Annotated in this window: 11 protein-coding genes; 5 read left to right on the top strand and 6 right to left on the bottom strand. The window is 66.8% G+C overall.

From position 1 onward, the window contains the following. Positions 1-36: 36 nt before the first annotated feature. Positions 37-816 carry a DUF5984 family protein gene (locus AB0G04_RS06545; protein WP_360977450.1) on the bottom strand — a complete coding sequence of 260 codons (780 nt, stop codon included), beginning with the start codon at positions 814-816 and terminating at the stop codon, positions 37-39. Between the two features lie 471 nt (positions 817-1287). On the opposite strand from AB0G04_RS06545, the gene AB0G04_RS06540 reads away from it, so the two are divergent. The 3 genes from AB0G04_RS06540 (at position 1288) to AB0G04_RS06530 (ending at position 11230) form a co-directional block, all read left to right on the top strand. Further along, positions 1288-3300, top strand: coding sequence for an RHS repeat-associated core domain-containing protein (locus AB0G04_RS06540; RefSeq protein WP_360977447.1), 2013 nt, complete (start codon positions 1288-1290; stop codon positions 3298-3300). Between the two features lie 922 nt (positions 3301-4222). Continuing rightward, positions 4223-10780 carry an RHS repeat-associated core domain-containing protein gene (locus AB0G04_RS06535; protein ID WP_360977443.1) on the top strand — a complete coding sequence of 2186 codons (6558 nt, stop codon included), beginning with the start codon at positions 4223-4225 and terminating at the stop codon, positions 10778-10780. 12 nt (positions 10781-10792) lie between these two features. Next, positions 10793-11230, top strand: coding sequence for a hypothetical protein (locus AB0G04_RS06530; protein ID WP_360977440.1), 438 nt, complete (start codon positions 10793-10795; stop codon positions 11228-11230). Between the two features lie 81 nt (positions 11231-11311). Here AB0G04_RS06530 and AB0G04_RS06525 read toward each other — a convergent pair whose 3' ends face one another. From AB0G04_RS06525 to AB0G04_RS06505, 5 genes are all read right to left on the bottom strand, one after another. Continuing rightward, positions 11312-11905 (bottom strand): ATP/GTP-binding protein, encoded by a 594-nt coding sequence (locus tag AB0G04_RS06525; protein WP_360977437.1) that lies wholly within the window; start codon positions 11903-11905, stop codon positions 11312-11314. After that, a complete protein-coding gene (locus AB0G04_RS06520; protein WP_360977434.1) occupies positions 11889-12233 on the bottom strand; it encodes a DUF742 domain-containing protein in 345 nt (114 codons plus the stop codon). The genes AB0G04_RS06525 and AB0G04_RS06520 overlap by 17 nt, the downstream gene beginning before the upstream one ends. After that, a complete protein-coding gene (locus tag AB0G04_RS06515; protein WP_360977431.1) occupies positions 12230-12655 on the bottom strand; it encodes a roadblock/LC7 domain-containing protein in 426 nt (141 codons plus the stop codon). Before AB0G04_RS06515 ends, AB0G04_RS06520 begins: the two co-directional genes overlap by 4 nt. Continuing rightward, positions 12652-15087: a nitrate- and nitrite sensing domain-containing protein gene (locus AB0G04_RS06510; RefSeq protein ID WP_360977428.1), complete on the bottom strand. Its 2436-nt coding sequence runs from the start codon at positions 15085-15087 to the stop codon at positions 12652-12654. Before AB0G04_RS06510 ends, AB0G04_RS06515 begins: the two co-directional genes overlap by 4 nt. A gap of 159 nt (positions 15088-15246) precedes the next feature. Beyond that, entirely contained in the window at positions 15247-15672 is a 426-nt protein-coding gene (locus tag AB0G04_RS06505) for a MarR family transcriptional regulator (protein WP_360977425.1), read from the bottom strand. Between the two features lie 64 nt (positions 15673-15736). Here AB0G04_RS06505 and AB0G04_RS06500 point away from each other — a divergent pair, with 64 nt between their 5' ends. Together AB0G04_RS06500 and AB0G04_RS06495 are read left to right on the top strand one after the other, a co-directional pair. Beyond that, positions 15737-16126: a PPOX class F420-dependent oxidoreductase gene (locus AB0G04_RS06500; protein ID WP_360977422.1), complete on the top strand. Its 390-nt coding sequence runs from the start codon at positions 15737-15739 to the stop codon at positions 16124-16126. A gap of 147 nt (positions 16127-16273) precedes the next feature. Beyond that, positions 16274-17635, top strand: a complete 1362-nt coding sequence (locus AB0G04_RS06495) for a M28 family peptidase (RefSeq protein WP_360977419.1) — start codon at positions 16274-16276, stop codon at positions 17633-17635. The last annotated feature ends 20 nt before the right edge of the window (positions 17636-17655 follow it).

Genomic DNA, 17655 nt, shown 5'->3' with positions numbered 1-17655 from the left:
AGGAATCACGAGTGATCTCCTGCCGGAACATTACGGCTAAGCGTGGCTATCGGTACCGAGAAGTATGCCGGCACCTTTCCGGACGGCATTCCAGTCGGTGTTGAGGCGGCGGTCGAGATTGCGAGTGAGCCACCTAGTGCGTTGATCCTGTTGATGTCGCAATCCTGGTAGGTCGATTTCTACGCCGGGGATTCCGCCACGGTCTTCCAGTTCTTCGATCCGTTGTCTCATGGCCGCGAGAAACTCTCTGTCGAAGGTTCTTACGGCATCGAGGTACTCCGTGGTGGGGATACTGCACCGAACTGCCGCACCGGCGGCGAAACTTATCCGGCCGTCGTCCTTGTGCTGCCAGTCCACGGTCACTTCGTCGTTACCGCCGCGTATCGACCGCCATAGACGAAGGCGAGGCGGATTCAGTAGGTAGCTGAAATCGAGATTGTGTTCCCCATGCCACAGAGCTGCGACGACCGACGGATGTTCGGGAACGTTGTGATCAGCCCCTTGATCTCGTACCGCCACATCTTGGAGCCAGTTGTACACCCATGACTCGGAATCGGAGGCGATGAAAGTAAGAAGATCGTCGGGCACTGGTTCCAGTGCCGCGGGGCTGACGAGGTTGACATCTTCCCAGAGCCGGGCCACCTGGTAGTCGATGTAGGGTCGCGGGTCTTCGACGCCGGTCCGGCGCAGCAGGTCGTACTCGCCGACCTCAATCCAGTACCAGCCGTCGGTCAATCCGAACCAGTGCAGCATCGGAGGGTCGCCGTCCCACGGCTCCACCTCATCCGGCGGGCGCAACTCGAAGCGAAATCTCATCACTGGAACAGTATCGGATACTGGGTAAAGTTCGGTGTCATGGCCCTCGGTCAATGCGGCCGCCGCAAGCAGAACGCGACTGCTCATAAGGTCGCAGAAAATTGAATAGAGACGACGAGCTTCTTGTGGCGAGAAGCGAACTCAGTGTAGTCGGCAGGCCATTACCCGTCGTGTTGCTTCAATGGAAGGACGGGTGGACGTCCCTAGCCTGGGCCAGTCCTGACGGTGGGGTCTTTACCTTTTTGCGGATGGGACCGTCATGTCTCGGACCTGAAAGGGGAGGCCCTTCTGTCGGCCCACGAGGGTCGAAGATTGCCCGGATCGGCAAGGTGGTTCATAGGGTCGGTCGCATCGAGCACGGTCCCGGCGACCAACACCGGGCTGCAGCCGGAGACGCTGACCTTCGCCTACGGCGGCCTCGGCCTGCCGACGACCGTCGACAGCCTCTACGGCACGATCGGCCAGCAGTACGTGACCGGCACCGACTACAACGCGCTCGGCCAGCTCGATCAGGTCAAGCTGTACACCGGCACGGGCGCCGGCGGGCGGGTCTACACCAAGTACACCCGTGACCCGGCGACCGGTCGGGTCACGAACGTCCGCACCGATCGGGACTCGGTTGCGCCGTACATCCTCAGCGATACCAACTACGAGTACGACCACGCCGGCAACATTCTCAGGATCTCCGACGCCGCGCCCGAGGGCGTCGACGACACCCAGTGCTTCACCTACGACCGACTCGCTCGAATGACCCAGGCATGGACCCCGACCAGCGGCGACTGCGCCGCGGCACCGTCCTCGACCGGGTTGGGCGGGCCCGCGCCGTACTGGTACAGCTGGACCTTCGACATTCTCGGCAACCGCAAGACCGAGACACTGCACACGGCCTCCAACACCTCGACCACCGGGTACGAGTACCCGGCGTCCGGCGCGGCGAGCGTGCGTCCGCATGCGGTGACCGCTACGACCGGGGCGCGACCCGGTTCGTACACCTACGACGCCACCGGTAACACCCTCACCCGGCCGACGCCGAGTGCGGGAACGCAGACGCTCACGTGGGATCCGGAAGGCCACGTCGACACCGCCACGGACAACACCGGCACCACCACCTACATCTACGACGGCGACGGCAACCGGCTGATCCAGCGGGACCCGGGCGGCCGGACCCTGTACCTGCCGGGTCAGGAGATCCGCTACACCAACAGCACTGCCACCACCGGCGCCACTCGGTATTACAGCCACACCAACGGCACCATCGGTTCAAGGACCAACGCCGGTCTGACCTGGTTGTCGGCCGACCACCAGGGCATCGCGAACATCGCCGTCAACGCGGCGACCCAGCAGGTCACCACCCGGCGCCAGACGCCGTACGGGACGCCTCGCGGCGCCACCATCGAGGCCTGGCCCAACACTCGTGGCTACGTCGGTGGCACCAACGACAACGCGGGACTCACCCACCTGGGCGCCCGCGAGTACGACCCGGTCAACGGCCGGTTCATCTCCGTCGACCCGCTGCAGAACCTGGCTGATCCGCAGCAGTGGAACGGCTACTCCTACGCCAACAACAGCCCGATCACCCTCAGCGACCCTGACGGGCTGGAGCCGCGGCCCTGGCACGACCCGAACTACAACACCACGAAAGCCTGCGACGGCGAGTTCAAGAACAGCCAGGAATGCAACCCGGCCGGCAAGGAGAAGTTCAAGATCGGGCTGGGCGGCCATCCGCAGAACTCCAGCGACAGGGACAAGGATTACGACGGGCAGATCAGCCGTGCCGAGGCCGACAAGAATATCGACATGGATCAGCTGGTTCTGGAGGAATACCAGGCCTACTGTTACCAGTTCGGCCCCAACGGCTGCCGCGGTTTCCGGCCGGCGACAGACGAAGAGCTGGCCAACGCGGCCGATATTCTCTTCAGCGCCAGCGACGGCACTGCCTGCATCGAGGACGGCAGCCCCGCAGGTTGCGCGTTCTTCTTCGGACAATTCGTCGGCGTCGGAAAGATCGCGGGTTGGGGGAAGAAGGCTTGGAACGCGGTTAGAGCGAGCAAGAAGGGTGACGCCGCCAAGCACGCCGACGATGCTGCCGAGGTCGCGGAATCCTGCTTCAAGAAGAGCTTTAGTGAGGACACTGAGGTCCTTCTGGCCGATGGCGGCAGCAAGAAATTCAAGGACCTTCGCGAAGGCGACCGGGTGCTCGCTGAGGACCCTCAGACCGGGGAACGCGGTGCTCGGGCGATCAAAACCATTTGGGTCCACGACGACGATCTCTACGTCGTCACCATTGCCGGTCAGCGTCTGGTCACCACCGAGGACCACCCCTTCTGGAACGAGACTGACAAACAGTGGCAGGGCGCCGAACAGCTCGACGCCGGGGATCTGGTGCGAACGTTGTGTGGCGGCGGATTGCTCGCCGCCATTGCCAATGACCTGGTATTCGATCAGCCCGGCCCGGAGGGAGGGATCGAAGATCGCCAGGTGTAGGCCGTGAGGTGGGCTCTTTCTCCTGTGATCTGAGGGTGCCTCTTCCGGGCCGGGCTATTCCAAGGCTTCATTTCCGAGCGAGATCCCGGCATCCTTCTCGGAACGCGTTTCCACGAGTTTCAGAGCCATCCTCGAGTCGCTCGAGCGGGGAGTCGTCGAGGGAGAACGAGCGGCTCTGCAGATCGCCGGGCGCATCGACCCTACTTCTGCAGCGGCGGATCCAATGGAAGGCGCCACTCCCTCGATGGGGGTGCCGTCCATTTGGGGCATATCTGCATTCACCCCGGAGCCAGCCCTCGGACCTTGCTGGAAATCGGAGGCAGCTGTCGGCGGAATCGATGCGTCAGATGATGGCCATCCGAACTGTGGCCAAGCGCGCGTGCTTCTCTGGGTCGGGTCGAATCCTCGAAGTCGTCGATGCGGCCGGGAAGCAGACGTCGATGCGCCGGGCGGCGTGTGTCTCGACCAGCACTCTGTTCGGCGTTGGCGTTGTATGAAGGCCGAGCCGTTGCCTGCCGGTCTTGAGGTCGTGTCGCCTGACCCGAGCGGCTTGCTCGGGTCCGCCGGACGACTCTGCGCAACGGTGTGACTTCGCGAGGCAACGAAGGTTCTTTACATCGTCGATCTTGGCTGTTTGAATTCATCGATTGCTTCGGGCAAGGGTGCGTACGGGGGTACGGCGATGCTTGCTGTCCAAATTCGATCGTCTCGGCCATCGGCCGCCTGCAGGTTCTGCGAGTCGCCGCACGACTGTGGCGTCGCGGTCTGTCTCTACCTTCCGGCCCCTTGTGGGCCCGCCTTTGCTCCCGTTGCCTGATCCGGCAATCCTTCCTGTTCGGAGCGTGTGATGAAGTCAACTCTGCCTGCGGGCAGAAGGTTGTTGTCCAGGCCGCGTATCGCCTTGGCGGCGGGTTTGTCCGCTGTGCTGGTCCTGGGCCTCAGTCATGCCCCGGCGATGGCGGCGAAGCCGGATCCGTACCGGGTCGAGTCGGTCAAGCCGGTGAAGAAGGTGCCGGTGAAGGCGGCGAAGATCGAGCCGGCGCCGAAGCTGGCGGATCCGGCGCCGGCGTCCGCGAAGGCAGCGCCGGTGTGGCCGAAGGCTGGGGGAGAGGTTCTTCCGGCCTCCGGCCAGGCCCAATCTCTTCCGGTACGGGTCGAGCAGCCGGCGCAGGTGTCGGCTGCCCGGTCGGCGAAGCCGGGCCCGTCGCGGGTGCGGGTGGAGGTGCTGGACCGTACGGCGACCGACAAGGCCGGCGTGCGTGGCGTGCTGCTGCGTCTGGGCCGGGCGGATGGTGTCGCGGAGGCCGGTAAGACGAAGGTCACGCTGGACTACAAGTCCTTCGCGACCGCTTATGGCGGGGACTGGTCGAGTCGTCTGCGGCTGGTGTCGCTGCCGGCGTGCGCGCTGACCACCCCGGCGAAGGCCGGTTGTGGCGCCGGTACGCCGCTGGACACCAGAAACGACACGAAGGCGCAGACCCTGTCCGCCGATGTCGCGGTGTCGAGCGCGTCGTCGCTGGTCGCGGCCACGGCGGCACCGGCCGGCCCGGCCGGTAACTATGCGGCGACCACGTTGAACGCCTCGTCGACCTGGTCCGCCGGCGGGAATTCCGGCAACTTCAGCTGGGGCTATCCGATGCGCGTCCCTCCGGCGCTGGGCGGGCCCGCTCCGGAGTTGAACCTGGCGTACTCGTCGCAGTCGGTCGACGGTCGCCATGCGGCGTCGAACAACCAGCCGTCGCGGGTCGGTGAAGGCTTCGAGGATCTTGCGGGCGGCTTCATCGAACGCCGCTACCAAGGTTGTGGCGACGACCGGGGTGACTCGGCCAACAACGACAAGAAGACCGGTGACCTGTGCTGGGAGACCGACAACGCCACGATCTCCTTCGCCGGCCATTCCGGCGAGCTGATCTACAACGCTTCCGAGGGCCGCTGGCACCTGCGTGGTGACGACGGCAGCCGGATCGAGCGCAGGACCGGCGCGACGAACGGTGACAACAACGGCGAGCACTGGGTCTTCACGACTGATGACGGTGTGCAGTACTGGTTCGGCCTGAACCGTGTGCCGGGATGGAGTTCCGGTAAGCCGGTGACGAACTCGGTGTCGACGGCTCCGGTGTTCGGCAACGACACCGGTGAGCCGTGTCATGCGACGGCGTTCATCGATTCGGACTGTACGCAGGCGTGGCGCTGGAACCTCGACTACGTCGTCGACCCGCTCGGCAACTCGATGTCGCTGTGGTACCAGAAGGCGACCAACAAGTACGGCCGTAACCTGGACAAGTCGGATGCTGCTTCCTATGACCGGGAGTCGTGGCTCGAGCGCATCGACTACGGCACCCGGACAGTGAACGGCACCGACAATGTGCACGACACGATCGCGCCGATGCGGGTCGACTTCTCTTACGCCGACCGCTGCCTGAGTGAGTGCGCCACGCACAACGCGACCCGGTGGCCGGATGTGCCGTGGGATTCGCAGTGCACCGGGGACACGTGTGAGGACACCTTCTCGCCGACGTTCTGGTCGACGAAGCGGCTGGCCAGCGTGACCACGCAGGTTCGTGACGGCTCGGCGTACCGCAATGTCGACCGGTGGACGTTGACGCACACGTTCCCGGACCCTGGTGACGGCACCCGTGCCGGCCTGTGGCTGTCGAAGCTGTCCTACGCCGGCCTGGTCGGCGGCAGCACGAGTGTCCCCGATGTCGAGTTCACGCCGGTGCAGCGTGCCAACCGGGTGGATGTGATCGGTGACTTCGCCGGGCGGATGAACTGGATGCGGATCGCGCGGATCCGTACCGAGACCGGTGGCACGATCTCCGTCGAGTATTCGGAGCAGGACTGCAAGGCCGGTGCGACGCCGGCTCCGGCGACGAACACGAGCCGGTGTTATCCGGTGCGGTGGGTACCCGACGGTTATGCGGAGCCGGTCACCGACTGGTTCAACAAGTACGTCGTCACCACCATCTACGAGCAGGACAACACCGGTGGCGTGCCGCCCGTCGGCAGTCCCCGCAAGGTTTACCGGTACAGCTATCTCGACGGCGCGGCCTGGCACTACGCCGACGACGACGGCCTGACCAAGAAGAAGTTCAAAACCTGGTCGGACTATCGGGGGTACGGCAGGGTCGGTGTCACCGTCGGTGACTCGGGCGACCCGCAGACGTACTCGGAGACTCGCTACTTCCGGGGTATGAACGGTGACCGGTTCAACGCCGACGGCGGTGTCAAGCCGGTGAGCGTGGACGGCATCGCCGACGAGGACTGGTTCGCCGGTCTGACCCGCGAGTCGATCACCTACAACGGCCCCGGCGGTGCGGTCGTGTCCCGGACGAAGAACACGCCGTGGGCATCCGGCCCCACGGCTACCCGGACGATCAACGGTGACACGGTGACCGCCCGGTTCACCGGCGTGGGCACCACCACCAACCACGTGACCCTCGACGGCGGCCGGGGTGAGCGGGTGACCAAGACGGTCAACACGTTCGACGAGTACGGCATGGTCGTCCAGGTCGACGATCTCGGCCAGGACGGCGTGCCGGGCGACGAGCAGTGCACCAAGACCGACTACACCCCCCGCAACACCGACCTGTGGATCATGGATCGGGCGCACCGGACCCAGTCGTACGCGGTGGCCTGCTCGGCAACGACCGGAACGTTGACCGAGCAGCAGGTGATCGGGGAGACCCGCAACCTGTACGACGGCGGCGCGTTCGAGGCCACCCCGACGAAGGGTTTGCGCACCCAGGTTCAGGTGATCTCGGCCTGGAACAGTGGCTCGCCGACATTCGTGGCGGCGTCCAAGACGGGCTACGACGCGCACGGCCGGCCAACCTCGATGACCGACGCGCGCAACTACACGTCCACGACCACGTACACCCCGGCGCTGGATGGACCGCTCAGCGGGACTCTGGCGAAGAACCCGTTGTTGCACCAGACGACGACCACGATTGAACCGGCCTGGGGCAGCCCTGTTTCCGAGGTCGACGCGAACGGTAAGCGGACCGACACCGAGTACGACGCTCTGGGGCGTCTGACCTCGGTCTGGCGGCCGGGCCGGGTCAAGGGCACCGACACCCCGAACACGAAGTACGCCTACGCGCTCAATGCCGGCACGCCCTCGGTGGTCACGACCTCCGTGCTGAATGCCGCGGGCGGCTACGTCACCTCGTACGCCCTCTATGACGGCTTGCTGCGTCAGCGGCAGACGCAGTCGCCGTCCCCGTCGGGTGGGCGGATCGTCACCGAGAAGTTCTACGACACCGCCGGGCGTCAGATTCTCGCCTACGACGCCTATCACACCAGCGGAAACCCGAGCGGGACCCTGCTGTCGACCAGCGATCAGAACGCCGTGCCGACACAGAACCGCACCGTGTACGACGGCGCCGGCCGCACGGTGGCCAGCATCTTCCAGCCCTACGGCGTCGAGCGGTGGCGTAGCACCACGGCGTACGGCGGCGACCGCGTCGACGTCACACCGCCGTCCGGTGGCACAGCGACCTCGACCGTGTCCGATGCTCGTGGCCGGACGACTGAACTGCGTCAGTACAACGGTCCCACGCCCACGCCGTTCACCGCGGACAGTTGGGTGAGCACCGACTACAAATACGACACCCGCGGCAACCAGACGCAGCTCATCGACCACGAGGGCAACGACTGGGTCTACACGTACGACATCCGTGGAATGCAGACGCAGACCGACGACCCGGATCGTGGGATCACCAAGTTCACCTACGACAACGTCGGCAACATCCTCACCGCCACCGACGCGCGGAACAAGAAGATCGCCTTCCTGTACGACGCGCTGAATCGTAAGACGGACGCCTACGACACCAGGGTCGGCGGCACTCAGCGGGCTCAGTGGATCTACGACACGGTGGCCAAGGGGCATCTGTCGCAGTCGACACGGTTCCGGGGCTCGGATACCTACCAGTCCAAGATTCTCGCCTACAACGACAGGTACCTGCCCGAACAGGCGCAGGTCGTCATCCCGGACAGCGAGACGGGCGTTGGTGGGATCTACAACTACGCCAACACCTACAACATCGACGGCTCGGTCAGGACCACCACCATCCCGGCCACCAACACCGGGCTGCAGCCGGAGACCCTGACCTACGCCTACACCGACCTCGGTATGCCCACCACGGTCGACAGCCTCTACGGCACCACCAACCAGCAGTACGTCACCGGCACGGACTACAGCGCACTCGGGCAGCTCGACCAGGTCAAGCTCTACACCGGAACGGGAGCCGGTGGCCGGGTCTACACGAAGTACACCCGGGAGATCGAGACCGGCCGGATCAAGAACATCCGCACCGACCGGGATTCCGTTGCGCCGTACATCGTCAGCGATGTCAGCTACGAGCACGACGCTGTCGGCAAAACCATCAAGATCACTGACACTGCACCCCAGGGCGTCGACGACACCCAGTGCTTCAAGCACGACCAGCTCACCCGGCTGACCGAGGCATGGACGCCGACCAGCGGCGACTGTGGTGCGGCACCGTCCGCGGCGGGTCTCGGCGGCCCGGCACCTTATTGGTACACCTGGACCATCGACACTCTCGGCAACCGTAAGACCGAGACGTTCCGAACGGCATCCAGCACCGCCACCACCACCTATGAGTACCCGGCGTCCGGTGCTGCGAGTGTCCGGCCGCACGCCGTCACCCGCACCACGGGTTCCCGCACGGGCACCTACACCTATGACGCCACCGGCAACACTCTCACGCAGCCGGGCAAGTCAGGTACACAGACGTTCACCTGGGATCCTGAAGGCCATGCCGACACCGTCACCGACGCGACCGGCACGACCACCTACATCTACGACGCCGACGGCAACCGCCTCATCCAGCGTGACCCCACCGGCCGGACCCTCTACCTGCCCGGCCAGGAGATCCGTTACACCAACAGCACCAACGCCACCAGCTGCACCCGCTATTACAGCCACGCCGGCAGCACCATCGGCTCTCGCACGAACGCCGGCCTGACCTGGCTGTCAGCCGATCAGCAGGGCACCGCTGCCGTCGCTGTCAACGCCGCTACCCAGCAGGTCACCACCCGGCGGCAGACCCCCTACGGCACACCCCGCGGCGCCACCATCGAAGCGTGGCCCAACAGCCGCGGGTACGTCGGCGGTACGAACGACAACACCGGACTCGTCCACCTCGGCGCCCGCGAATACGATCCGGTCGACGGCCGTTTCATCTCCGTCGATCCGATCTTCGACCCGAACGACCCGCAGCAATGGCAGGGTTACGCCTACGCCGACAACAGCCCGATCTCGAAGAGCGACCCCACCGGTCTGCGAACCGATGAGAACGAACCGTCCTACAAGTACAACGGTTGCTCGGGTTGGCAAGGCTGCTACAACCCCTTGACCCCGGGAACCTGGGACTCGCCCAAGCGGAAGGCCAAGAATTACTTCAAGGCGGTCGTCAAGAAGGGCGGGAGTGTCCTCTCGGACACTAAAGAGTCCCTCAAGACCCTCGGCGGTTGCATAAACATCTTCGTATCGAACGGCGACTGCAAGAAGATCGTCGACGGTATCGCGGACACCGCCAAGGGCGTATGGCATCTCGCCTCCTGCCCGTTCACCGATGCGGCCTGCAATTACGGCGCGGTCGTCGGCTGCGGCAAGGATGCGTCGAGAGCTGACTGCGCGGCGGGCCTCACCGTAGCCATCTTCGAGCTGGTGCTCACGAAGAAGCTGTCAAAGCTGAAGATCGATACCGGCTGCAAGAGCTTCTCCGCGGACACTCCGGTGCTCATGGCGGACGGCAGTTCCAAGGCGTTCGAAGATCTTGAGGTCGGCGATGAGGTTCTCGCAACGGATCCCGAAACCGGTGAGGAAGGCCCCCGGAAGATCGAGAAGGTCTGGGTCCACGACGACGACCTCTACGTTCTGACTGTCGCCGGGGAAGATCTCCGGACCACCGAGGACCACCCCTTCTGGAACGAAACCGACAGGCGGTGGGAGGGTGCCGAGGAACTGGACAAGGGCGACCTGGTCCGTACGCCTACCGGCTTTGCCCGAGTCGACGGGTTCAATGAAGGCGAGCGGAGATTCGCTCCTGCGTACAACCTAACCGTCGCCGGTATCCATACCTATTATGTCCTCGCAGGAGAAACTCCCGTCCTGGTTCATAACGATGGTGACAACACGACCAGGGGTGGGTATACCCGGGATAATCCGGGTGACTGGAAGAGGCAGATGGCAATCTGGGACCGGGACCCGATCTACAAGGATATTTTGAGCAAGGGAAACAGGTGGAAGATTGAGCACAATCTCGTGCCTGTGGTCGACAAGAAATGGGTAGCCTTCTTTCCTGGTGATAAGGATTTGATCGGCGAGAAGATCACGATGCACCATATCGGTGGTGAGAAGATCACGGTGGCATTGCCAAAGAGTCGACACCACGCTGCTCACCAGCCAGGAGGGACCCGCTACAATCCCGGCGGTCCTGGTTGTACGGGTTAGGTGGAGGTCTCCGTGCGAGAAGAACATCCCATCGACCGGCTTGTCGTCGCCTTGGAAGGCGAGGCGCCTGAATCGCTTGTCACCGCGATGCGGGAATCAGCTATCCAGCTAGCGGGCCGACGTTCCTGGGTTCTGGGTCCGCCTCAATTTATTGATCAATCAGACGAGTACGGCACTCGTTGGTTCGGCTTCGGACTTTCGCTCTATACGGCGCTGCCGCCGTGGGGTGCGGAGATCGATCCGCAGGTGGATCGGGCTCACTTGGAGGAAGTGAAGGAGCTACTCACCGAGGTTTGTGGAATCTCGGAGAAGAGTGGCGCCTCGTTCCAAGTGGAGTACGCGGGAGAGCTGAACGGCATGGTGGAGTCCGGCGAAATGGACTCCGGCCTTAAGGAAACTTTGATCGGCGAGTGGGAGCGGGCCCTCGATGCCGCCGATCGATCGACCTGAATCGGAGTGACGTACTGCAGCGCCTGAGCTGGTGGATCCATCGTGCTTCCGCCTACGGAAGATCCACCAGCTCGGGTTTCCTCAACCTGTACCCAGGCGGTTGAGGCGGCGGGCCAGGACGCGTTCGGTGAGGGCGACCAGGACGGCCTTCACCGAGTCTCGCCGGCGGGCGTCGCACTCCAGCAGCGGCATCGTCTCCGCGACCCCCAGCGCGTCGCGGATCTCGGCCGCCTCGAAGCGGCGGGCGCCCTCGAAAGCGTTGACCCCGATGATGAACGGGATGTCGTGCTCCTCGAAGTAGTCGATCGCCGGGAAACAGTCCTCGATGCGGCGGGTGTCGACCAGCACGATCGCCCCCAGCGCGCCGTGCACCAGGTCGTCCCAGAGGAACGCGAACCGGTCCTGGCCGGGGGTGCCGAACAGGTAGAGCAGCAGCGACTCGTCCAGGGTGATGCGGCCGAAGTCGAGGGCGACCGTGGTGGTGGTCTTGGCGGCCACCGCGGAGGTGTCGTCGACGCCGATCGACTTCTCGGTCAGTTCGGCCTCGGTGACCAGGGGCTCGATCTCGGAGATCGCTCCGACGAACGTTGTCTTGCCCACCCCGAAGCCGCCGCTCACGACGATCTTGACGGCGACCGGCGCCGGTACGGCCAGGGTGCTAGAGCGCCCGAACACGATCTCTGATCCTCTCGATCAATGCGGTGGTCAGCTCGCCCGGCACCGCACCGGCCTGCAACATGCCTTGCGTCATCAGGTCCGCGACGATCACCCGGATCACGCCGAGCGGGGCGCCGAGAGCCGCCGCCAGGTCTGCCACCGACATCGGCCGCTGGCAGAGTTCGACGATTCGCCGGGACTCGAAGCGCAGCGGCGCGGACAGGGCGGCCGGCGCGGCGGCGAGCTGGGTCTCGATCCGCAGGTCGTCGTGGAGCGGCTGGGTGCGGCCGCCGGTCAGCATGAACGGGCGGACCAGCGGCTCCTCGCCGTGGGGGTGCACGCTCATCGGGGTAGCTGCTGCCGCGATTCGGCGATCAGGGCCGGGGTCAGCAGGTCACCGAACCGGTCGGCCAGCAGGGAGATCTCGTAGCCGACCAGGCCCAGGTCGCTCTCGCCGGCGGCCACCACGCCCAGGCAGCTGCCGCCGGGGATCACCGAGATCACCAGGAAGCCCCGCAGCATCTCGATCATGATGAGTTTGAGGCCGTCGAAGTCGTAGCGGCGGGACGCGCTGCGCGCCAGGCTGGCCATGCTGGACACGATCGCGCCGAGCTGGTCGGCCTCGGCTCTGGCCAGTCCGTCGGAGGCGGCGATCAGCAGGCCGTCGGAGGAGACCGCCACCGCGTCGCGTACGCCGTCGGTCTGGTGGACGAAGTTGCCGAGCAGCCAGTTGAACTGGTGCCGGTCAGCCTGGGCCTCGACGCTCACAGGATCTCCTCACTGACTGAACTTTTTTCAAGACGGCGAGGCCGGGACGTCGTGTCGTCGGGCTCGGATGCAGGTTGAAAAAGGTTCACCGCGTGCCGGTTGCGGCCGGCTCCGCGCTCGATGCCCGCGCGCAGGGCGGCCAGACGGTCCCGCACGGCGTCGGGCGAGTCGTTGACCGGCGCCGACGGCGCGGGCGGGGGTGATGTCACGGGGTCGGGCTTGGCCCGCTGGTCGCGCGGGGTGCGCCGGCGCAGGCCGTTGACGGTGTGCCCGGTGTCGGGCCGGCCGGGGTCGGACCGGCTGGAATCGGGCCGGCCGGTGTCGAGCCGGCCGGTGTCGATGCGGCCGGAGTGGGTAGGCCGGCGCGGCGACGGCACGGTGTGCGCCGCCGGCCGTTCGTCCAGGACGACGTAGTCGACGTCCGCCGCGAGAGGCCGTGGGCCGGGTTCCTGGCGCTGCACCGACGGCAGCTCGACCGGCTCGGGGCCGGACGGCACGGCCGGGGATTCGGTGGCATCGAGGACGACGGGGCGGTCGGAAGTCGCCGGTCCGTTGAGCTGTGCGGCCCCGTTGAGGGGGGCGGCGGCGAGGATGCCGGCCGGCAGCGAGACCCGGGCGGTCACGCCGGTCACCGCCGAGCGGGCCAGCTGCACGACGACGCCCATCTCGGCGGCGAGCCGGCCGACCACATAGTGGCCGAGGAACCGTGCCGGAGCGGTGAGGAAGTCGCCCTCGCCGCGCAACCGCCGGTTGGCCACCTCCAGCTCCGCCTCGGACATCCCCACGCCCTGGTCGCAGATCGCGATCAGGTAGCCGTCGTCGACGAGCCGCCCGTGGATCTCCACATCCAGGTCCGGCGGGGAGAAGGCCAGACCGTTCTCGATCAGTTCGGCGAGCATGTGGGCCAGTCCGCTGGCCACCGAGCCGGACACCATGCCCTCGTCGAGGCGGCGCAGCGCCACCCGCCGGTACTCCTCGACCTCGGAGACGGCGGCCCGGATCACGTCGGTCAGCGGCACCGGGCGGGTCCACTGGCGCGGACTCGCCGCGCCGACCAGGACCAGCAGGCTCTCCGCGTTGCGTCGCATGCGAGTGGCCAGGTGGTCGAGCTCGAACAGGTTCGCCAGGCCGGTGGGGCTGGACTCCTCCTGCTCGAGTTTGGTGATGAAGCCGAGCTGGCGGCGCAGCAGGTTCTGGTTGCGCCGGCCCAGGTTGGCCAGCGATTCGGCGCCGGCGCGGCGCAGTTCGGCCTGCTCGGTGGCGAGTGCGTACGCGGTGGCCTGCACCCGGTCGAAGGCGTCGGCCACCTGCCGCATCTCCGAGCTGGCCCGGTCCGACACGGGCACCGGTCCCGGCGGTCCGGTCGATTCGCCGGCGACCGCTCTGCGTACGGCCTCGGGCAGCCGTTCGCCCGCGAGCCGGTTCGCCTCGGCGGCCAGGCCGGTCAGCGGGCTGGAGATCGAGTGCGCGGCCACCGTGCCCAGATAGACCGCGATGCCGACGCAGATCAGGACCACCGCGGCCAGCGCGGCGAGCCGCAGGTTCGCCTGGTCGATGAGCTCCTCGGCCCGGGCCTGGAGGTTCGCGCCGATCTGCTGCGCGAGCCGGGCCATGTCGCCGAGGACGGGGCCGGTGGAGTCCCACCAGACCTTTGGGTCGACGCGCATCGTCTCGCCGTCGGCCGAGCGCAGGGCCCGGGCCTCCATCTGCTGGGTCCGTTTCGCGTCGGCTCCGGCCAGCAGCTGGTCCCGGGCCGCCACGTCGGCCGGCGTGGCGTACTCCTCGAATTCCTTGTAGGCGGCCTCCAGATCGGCCCGCAGCTGGACGAACTGCAGGTACTCGCCCTCTTCGAAGCCTCCGGCGGAGAACACCCCGTTGAGGAAGGCCCGCTGCCGGGCGGTGGCCTCCTTGGCCAGGTTGAGCATGGCCAGGGACTCCGAGCCGAGCCGCATGGCGGGGTCGGCGGCGTTGTCGAGCGCGAAGTAGACCTCGCCGAGTTCCTCGACGATCTCGTTGTAGTCCTCGAACACCTCGGCCCGGTCGGCGCCGCCGGCGTCGGTCTCGTCGCGGACGGCGGTCAGCGCGGCGGCCTGCTCCAGTGCCTCGGCGACCTGCCCGTCGAGGTCACCGCGGTCGGCGACGAGTTTCTCGACGGCGGTGAGCTGGGCGTCGACCCGCTGCCGGGAGGGCACCACCTCGGCGGCGAAGTCCTGATTGCCGGCGAGCAGGCCGGCGGTGACGCCACGTTCGTTCTGCACCTCCTGGGCGAGCGCCTGTACGGCCAGGTCGAGGGTGATCGCCTGCCCGGTTCGTGCCGCGATCCGATAGGTGGCGAACTCCTCGATCACGACGACGGAGAGCAGCAGCATCATGGCCGCGACCGGGAGTGCCAGCATGCGGACGATGCGGCCCCGGATGGTTCGGCCCTTCATCAGCGTCTCCTCCGTCGAGATTTCTCTCCCGCAACGCGGGACAGAATTGACGGACGCCAACATGAGGTCAACACCTCTATCGAGCGACAGTGCTGCCGCAGCGGCCTCACCTTGCGGTTCGAGCGGAACCGGTACGGGCCCGGTCCTTCGAACGGGTGGTCAGGATTTGAGGGTGGTGATCGCCCGGTCGAGGAGCGCGGTGAGTTGCTTGCGCTCGGTGTCGGTGTAGGCGGCGGCGAGTGACCGTTCGACCCGGAGCGCGGCGGCATCGGCCCGTTGGAGAAGGGCGGCGCCGGCCGGTGTGGCCCGGTTGACCACGACCTTCTGGTGCAGCGGGGACTGGTCGCGTTCGATCAGGCCCTTGGCCTCGAGGTTGGTCAGGACGGTGGCCATCGTCTGCGGTGTGACCAGGGACTCCCGGGCGAGCTGGGCCGCGGACATGCCGTCGCTCGCGGAGAGCAGCAGGAGTGCGGCGTACTGCGGGACGGTCAGCCCGAACTCCCGCAGGGCGGCCGTCTTGCGGGCGATCAGGGCCTGCTCGGCCCGCTTGATCACCAGGCCCAGCCGGTCGTCCATCGCGGTCATGACCGCATTCTGCCACGGGACCGGGGTTGTCGGTGCCCTCTGTCTTATGACAGAGTCCTGTCACATGAGCATCATCCCCGACAGTCACACCGATCTGCTCGACCGCCCGCTCTTCGGCCACCTCGGCACCGTGCGCGACGACGGCGAGCCGCAGGTCAACCCGATGTGGTTCGCGTTCGACGGCGAGTTCCTGCGGTTCACCAACACCACGACCCGCCGCAAGTACCGCAACGTGACCACCGAGCCGCGGATCAGCCTCTCGATCAACGACCCGGACCAGCCGTACCGCTATCTCGAGGTGCGCGGCGTGGTCGAGCGGATCGAGCCGGACACCGAGGGCGTGTTCTTCGCCGAGCTGGCGAAGCGATACCAGCTCGCCATCGAGCTGCCGCCCGGCGATGTCGCGCACCGGGTCGTCTACGTGGTCCGTCCCACGGCAGTCAGCTACCAGTAAACGGCGGCAAGGCCCATTGTCCTCGCTAAATATCGACCATAGTCTTCTTCTCGCGTTGATCGTCATCCCGACCGGGAACGGCGATCTCATCAGCGAGGGGGAGCCTTGGAAACACCAGCCGAGAAGTCTTCACTGAGCCGCCGCCGCATGCTCACGTTCGCTCTGGGGGGCGCGGCCACCGTCGCGCTCCCGGCGCCCGCGTGGGCTGTCGGCGACCAGCGGCCCGGCGCGGCCCGCCCACCGGCCCTGACCGCGGGCGACGACCGGATCGCCCGCCGGGTCTCGGCCGAACGTGCCCTGCTGCACCTGGGGGTGCTCTCGCAGGGCATCGGCCCGCGGATCGGCGGCACCCGCTCCGAGCACAAGGCCGCGCACTATCTGTCCGCCGTGCTCGACGGTCTGGGGTACAACGTGGACCTGCAGCCGTTCCCGGTGGCCGACAAGTTCCTGGCCCAGCTCGACGCGCCCCGCGGCCTGCCGCGTGACCTCTGCTGGCAGGCCGGCGCCTCGGCGCACGCCGCCTTGGACGTCAAGGTCCGCGGCGACGTGGTCGACGTGCGTGCCGGTGCCGCCGGCGACTACCCGGAGGACGTGACCGGCAAGATCCTGCTGATCGACTACGTCGCCGCCGAGCGGGAGGCCCTGGTCGCCACCGCGGTCGCGCGCGGCGCCGCGGCGGTCGTCTTCCTCCCCGCCGACCTGGTCGAACCGCGCCGCGCGTCCGCGTTCAGCCCCACCCTGCCCGGCTCGGCGACCACCCCGGTACCGATCCCGGTGGTCGGCGTCGCCCAGGCACAGAAGCACCGGCTGCGCGCGCTGCTGGCCGCCGGCCGGCTCCGCCTGACCGTCACCACCGCCGCGCACCGCGGTCTCACCTCGAACAACGTCATCGCCGAGCGGCCCGGCAGGGCGGCCGGTGGCCCGGTCGTGATGGTGAGCGCCCACTACGACACGGTGATCGGCGCACCCGGCGCCAACGACGACGGCTCCGGTACGGTCCTCTGCCTGGAACTGGCGCGCGTGCTGCGCCGGCTCCCGACCGAGGCGACGCTCCGGTTCGGCCTGTGGGGCTCCGAGGAACAGGGCCTGATCGGCTCCCGTTACCACGTGGCCCAGCTGCCGCAGCCCGAACGCGACCGGATCACCGCCGTCTTCCAGAACGACATGGTCGCCACCAGCTGGGACCCGGCGACCCGCTACTGGCTGCTCTCCTTCACCGGGCAGGCGAACCGGGCGACCGACGAGGTGGCGGCGGCCGCGGCCCGGCTCGGCTACGAACCGCGGATCTCGCCGGTCACCCAGCGAGGGTCCAGCGACCACCAGTCCTTCCAGGAGGCCGGCATCGCCTCGGCCAACTTCTCCTGGCGGGGCGAGGCCTCACCGGCCCTGCTGGAACCGCCGTACCACAGCCCCGAGGACACCATCGCGAAGAACATCAGCCTGGAGCGGTTGCAGGTCTCCATGGAGCTGATCGGTTCGGCGGCGTACGCGACGGCCGGACCGGCGTGATCCACGGCGGGAGAGACGGG

It is taken from the genome of Actinoplanes sp. NPDC023801 (genome assembly GCF_040639655.1).
Lineage (GTDB): Bacteria > Actinomycetota > Actinomycetes > Mycobacteriales > Micromonosporaceae > Actinoplanes.
This window is presented reverse-complemented; position numbering and strand designations above follow the sequence as displayed.